General features: G+C 71.8%; 6 protein-coding genes and 1 tRNA gene. 2 read left to right on the forward strand and 5 right to left on the reverse strand.

Translation table 11 applies throughout. From position 1 onward, the window contains the following. Positions 1-152: 152 nt before the first annotated feature. Both ACVMLK_RS20225 and ACVMLK_RS20230 read left to right on the forward strand, forming a co-directional pair. Positions 153-362 carry a DUF1656 domain-containing protein gene (locus tag ACVMLK_RS20225; RefSeq protein ID WP_198365198.1) on the forward strand — a complete coding sequence of 70 codons (210 nt, stop codon included), beginning with the start codon at positions 153-155 and terminating at the stop codon, positions 360-362. Then, on the forward strand, positions 359-1,267 hold the full coding sequence (locus ACVMLK_RS20230; RefSeq protein ID WP_422922509.1) for an efflux RND transporter periplasmic adaptor subunit: 909 nt from the start codon (positions 359-361) through the stop codon (positions 1,265-1,267). Before ACVMLK_RS20225 ends, ACVMLK_RS20230 begins: the two co-directional genes overlap by 4 nt. A 131-nt stretch (positions 1,268-1,398) precedes the next feature. Here ACVMLK_RS20230 and ACVMLK_RS20235 read toward each other — a convergent pair whose 3' ends face one another. From ACVMLK_RS20235 to ACVMLK_RS20255, 5 genes are all read right to left on the reverse strand, one after another. After that, on the reverse strand, positions 1,399-1,836 hold the full coding sequence (locus ACVMLK_RS20235) for a DUF2062 domain-containing protein (RefSeq protein WP_232476902.1): 438 nt from the start codon (positions 1,834-1,836) through the stop codon (positions 1,399-1,401). 10 nt (positions 1,837-1,846) lie between these two features. Beyond that, a complete protein-coding gene (nusG, locus tag ACVMLK_RS20240; protein ID WP_198365196.1) occupies positions 1,847-2,383 on the reverse strand; it encodes a transcription termination/antitermination protein NusG in 537 nt (178 codons plus the stop codon). Between the two features lie 16 nt (positions 2,384-2,399). Further along, on the reverse strand, positions 2,400-2,606 hold the full coding sequence (secE, locus tag ACVMLK_RS20245; RefSeq protein ID WP_198365195.1) for a preprotein translocase subunit SecE: 207 nt from the start codon (positions 2,604-2,606) through the stop codon (positions 2,400-2,402). Between the two features lie 151 nt (positions 2,607-2,757). Then, positions 2,758-2,834: transfer RNA gene (locus ACVMLK_RS20250), tRNA-Trp, on the reverse strand. 37 nt (positions 2,835-2,871) lie between these two features. Further along, on the reverse strand, positions 2,872-3,360 hold the full coding sequence (locus ACVMLK_RS20255; protein WP_198365194.1) for an RDD family protein: 489 nt from the start codon (positions 3,358-3,360) through the stop codon (positions 2,872-2,874). Positions 3,361-3,581: the final 221 nt, after the last annotated feature.

The following is a 3,581-nucleotide window of genomic DNA, read 5'->3' on the forward strand; positions in this document are numbered from 1 at the left end:
CTGCTGGCGCCGCTGGACGACGCCCTGCTGACCTGCGCCGCCGAGACGGCGCGCGGCGCCCGCCGCGCCGCCCTCGCCCTCTCCGGCATCCGCCTCGCCCTCTTTCCAGAAGCCGGCCCACCCCAGGCCGGGCCCGAGCGGAGCCTCGCCGCATGATCGCGGAGATCGACCTCTACGGCATCTTCCTGCCGGCCCTGCTGGTCTGGGCGCTGCTGGCCCTGCCGGCCTCGGTGCTGCTGCGCCGGCTGCTGCGGGCGCTCGGCGTCTACCGCTGGGTCTGGCACGCGCCGCTCTTCGACTTCGCCCTGTTCCTCATCACCCTGGGCGGCCTGGTCGCCCTCTCGGAGATCATCCTGCCATGACGCCGCTGCTTGCCCGCGGGCGCCTCGCCTCCGTGGCGCGTCTCCTGCTCACCCTGGCGCTGGTCTGCGCCGCCGGATTGGTGGGCTGGCAGCTCTGGCGCTACTACATGGAGGCACCCTGGACGCGGGACGGCCGGGTGCGCGCCGACATCATCGGCATCGCCCCCGATGTCTCCGGCTTCGTCTCCGAGGTTCTGGTGGCCGACAACGCCACCGTCACCCGGGGCCAGCCGCTGTTCCGCCTCGACCGGGCCCGCTTCGAGCTGGCGCTGCGCCAGGCCGAGGCGGTGGTGGAGAGCCGCGCCGCCACCCTGGAGCGGGCACGCCGCGACGAGCGCCGCTACGACCGGCTGAACGAGGGCATCGTCTCCGTCCAGCGGCAGGACCAGGCGCATTCCGACGCCGCCGCCGCCCAGGGCGCCTGGGAGGAGGCCCAGGCGCAGCGCGACCTCGCCCGGCTGAACCTGGAGCGCAGCGAGATCCGCGCCCCGACCGACGGCACCGTCACCAACCTCACCCTGCGCCCCGGTGCCTATGTCGCGGCCGGCACCGCGGTGCTGGCCCTGGTCGATGCCGACAGCCTGCATGTGCAGGGCTATTTCGAGGAGACGAAGCTCGGCCGCATCCATCCCGGCGATCCGGCCCGGGTCACGCTCATGGGCCTGCCGGGCACGCCGCTCACCGGCCATGTGGAGAGCATCGCCGGCGGCATCGCCGACCGGGAGCAGGGCAGCGGGCTGGTCGCCAACGTCAACCCGACCTTCTCCTGGGTGCGGCTGGCGCAGCGCGTGCCGGTGCGGATCCGCCTCGACCCGGTGCCGGAGACGGTGCGGCTGATTCCCGGCCGGACCGCCACGGTGGTCATCATGCCGGACGGCGTCGCGCCGTCCCTGCTGCGGCCCTAGAGCGGATCCCGATCAGGTGGAAGCACCTGATCGGGTGAAGATGCTCGCAAAAACAAATGGCCAGAGCGTTTGCCGTGAGCCAGGGCGAACGGAAAATGCTCCAGGTCAGGGCGGCGGCCCGGAGCGGAGTGCTATCCGCGCGGCCCGCCGCCGAGCGCGCGCCACGCCGCCCCGCCCGCCAGCAGGCCGGCGAGCAGCGCCAGGACCAGCCCGCCCACCACCGTCTCCTCCGCCGCCGGCAGCACCGCCATCAGCCAGGCCGGCCCGTGCGCGGGCAGGAATTCCACCCGGGGCGGCAGCAGGAGGCGGCCGATCGCGTACTCGGCCGGCAACAGGATGGCATGGGTCAGGGGATTGCCGAGAGCAAGGCAGGTGCCACCGGCCACCGGCAGGCTGCCGCGCAGGATCAGGGCGAGAAGGGCGGCGACGGCGAGATGCAGGCCGAAGGCCGGCAGCATGGCGGCGGCAGCTCCGGCGGCGACGCCCCGCGCCACATGCGCAGCGCCGCCCGGGGAGGCCATGAGGCTCTCCCAGCGGCCCCGCAGCCCCTGGATCAGGCCGCGGAGCAAGGCAAGGGCCTCAGACCTTCTCGACCTGGGCGTATTCGAGCTCGACCGGGGTGGCGCGGCCGAAGATGGAGACGGAGACCTTCACGCGGCCCTTCTCCTCGTCCACCTCCTCCACCGAGCCCATGAAGCTGGTGAAGGGACCGTCGGCGACGCGCACCTGCTCGCCCACCTCGAAGACGATGGCGGGCCGCTTGGGCTTGTCGGCGCCCTCCTGGACCTGCTGCACGATGCGCAGCGCCTCGGCCTCGCTGATCGGGCTCGGGCGATTGCGGGCGCCGAGGAAGCCGGTGACCTTGGGCGTGTCCTTGACCAGGTGCCAGGCCTCGTCGGTCATCTGCATCTTCACCAGCACGTAGCCGGGGAAGAACTTGCGCTCGGAATTGACCTTCTGGCCGCGCCGCACCTCCGTCACCTCCTCGGAGGGGACGAGGATGTCGCCGATCTTGTCAGCCAGCCCCTTCTGGGCCGCCTGCTCCTTGATCTGGCTCGCGATCTTCTTCTCGAAGCCCGAATAGACGTGAACGACGTACCACTTCATGTCGGCCATGGAACCGCTCCCGCCCTCAAACACCGAAGCCGAACAGCAGGCTCATCGCGAGCTGGATGAGCTTGTCGGTCGCCAGGAAAAACACCGCCGCCAGGGCCGAGAGCGCCAGGACCAGGCCGGTGGTGATCAGCGTCTCCTTGCGCGTCGGCCAGGTGACGCGGGACACCTCCTGCCGCACATCGCGGATGAACCCCGCGGGATCGAGCTTCGCCAAAACTGCCAACCTTACCTGGTTCCTGGGAAACGACTCTCTGGGAAACACAGCGCGGGCGGTCTCCGGACCGGAGCCACCCCGCAAGACCCGGCCTCGCGCGGCGGGCCGGGCCGGGCCCCGGACTCCTTCGGGGGCCGCACCGGCATCAAAGCCTGGACACTGGCAGGGGCGGAGGGTCTCGAACCCCCAACCTCCGGTTTTGGAGACCGGCGCTCTAGCCAATTGAGCTACGCCCCTGCGCGGCGCCATCGCTGCGCGAGGCTGGGTCTATAAGTCAGCCGGCAACCCCTGTCGAGGGGCCGCCGACATGCAGCACCACGGTGCGCCCCAGCTTGTCGTGCCAGCACTGCCGGCGCGGATCCCAGAGCATCCAGAAGTAGCCGAGGCAGAGCGGCAGGGCGGAGAGGATGTAGCTGCAGTACCGCGCCAGGAGCCGCGGGAAGGAGGCGGGCGCGCCGGTCTCGGCATCGACGATGCGAAGCCCCAGCGCGAGCTTGCCCGGCGTGGCCTGCCGCAGCACCCAGAAGAGCAGGATGATCAGCGCCAGGATGAGCTGCACCATCAGCTCCGACAGCAGGCCGGGGTCCTGCTCGGCGGGATCGCCGCCCTGCAGGGAGATCGACATCGCCTGCACCAGGCCGAGCAGGAATCCCACCGGCAGCAGGCAGAGGAAGTCGATCAGCTGCGCCCCGAGGCGGCGGCCGAAGCTGGCGTAGCGGCTGCCGGCCCAGCCGGGCGGCAGGGGGTCCAGTCTGCTGGGCATCGGCCGTGCTGTCCTTCTGCGGTCCGGGCGGAACTGTAGAGGATTCCGCCGCCCGCCACCCGCCCGGCACAAAAGCCCGCGCAAAAAAAGCGCGGGCGGCCCCCGGGGGACCGCCCGCTCCCTTTCCCCACGCGCCGGCCAGGCCGGCGCGGGAGGCGGATCAGTTGCTGATCTTGGCGACGACGCCGGCGCCGACGGTGCGGCCGCCCTCGCGGATGGCG

It is taken from the genome of Teichococcus aerofrigidensis (assembly GCF_054073225.1).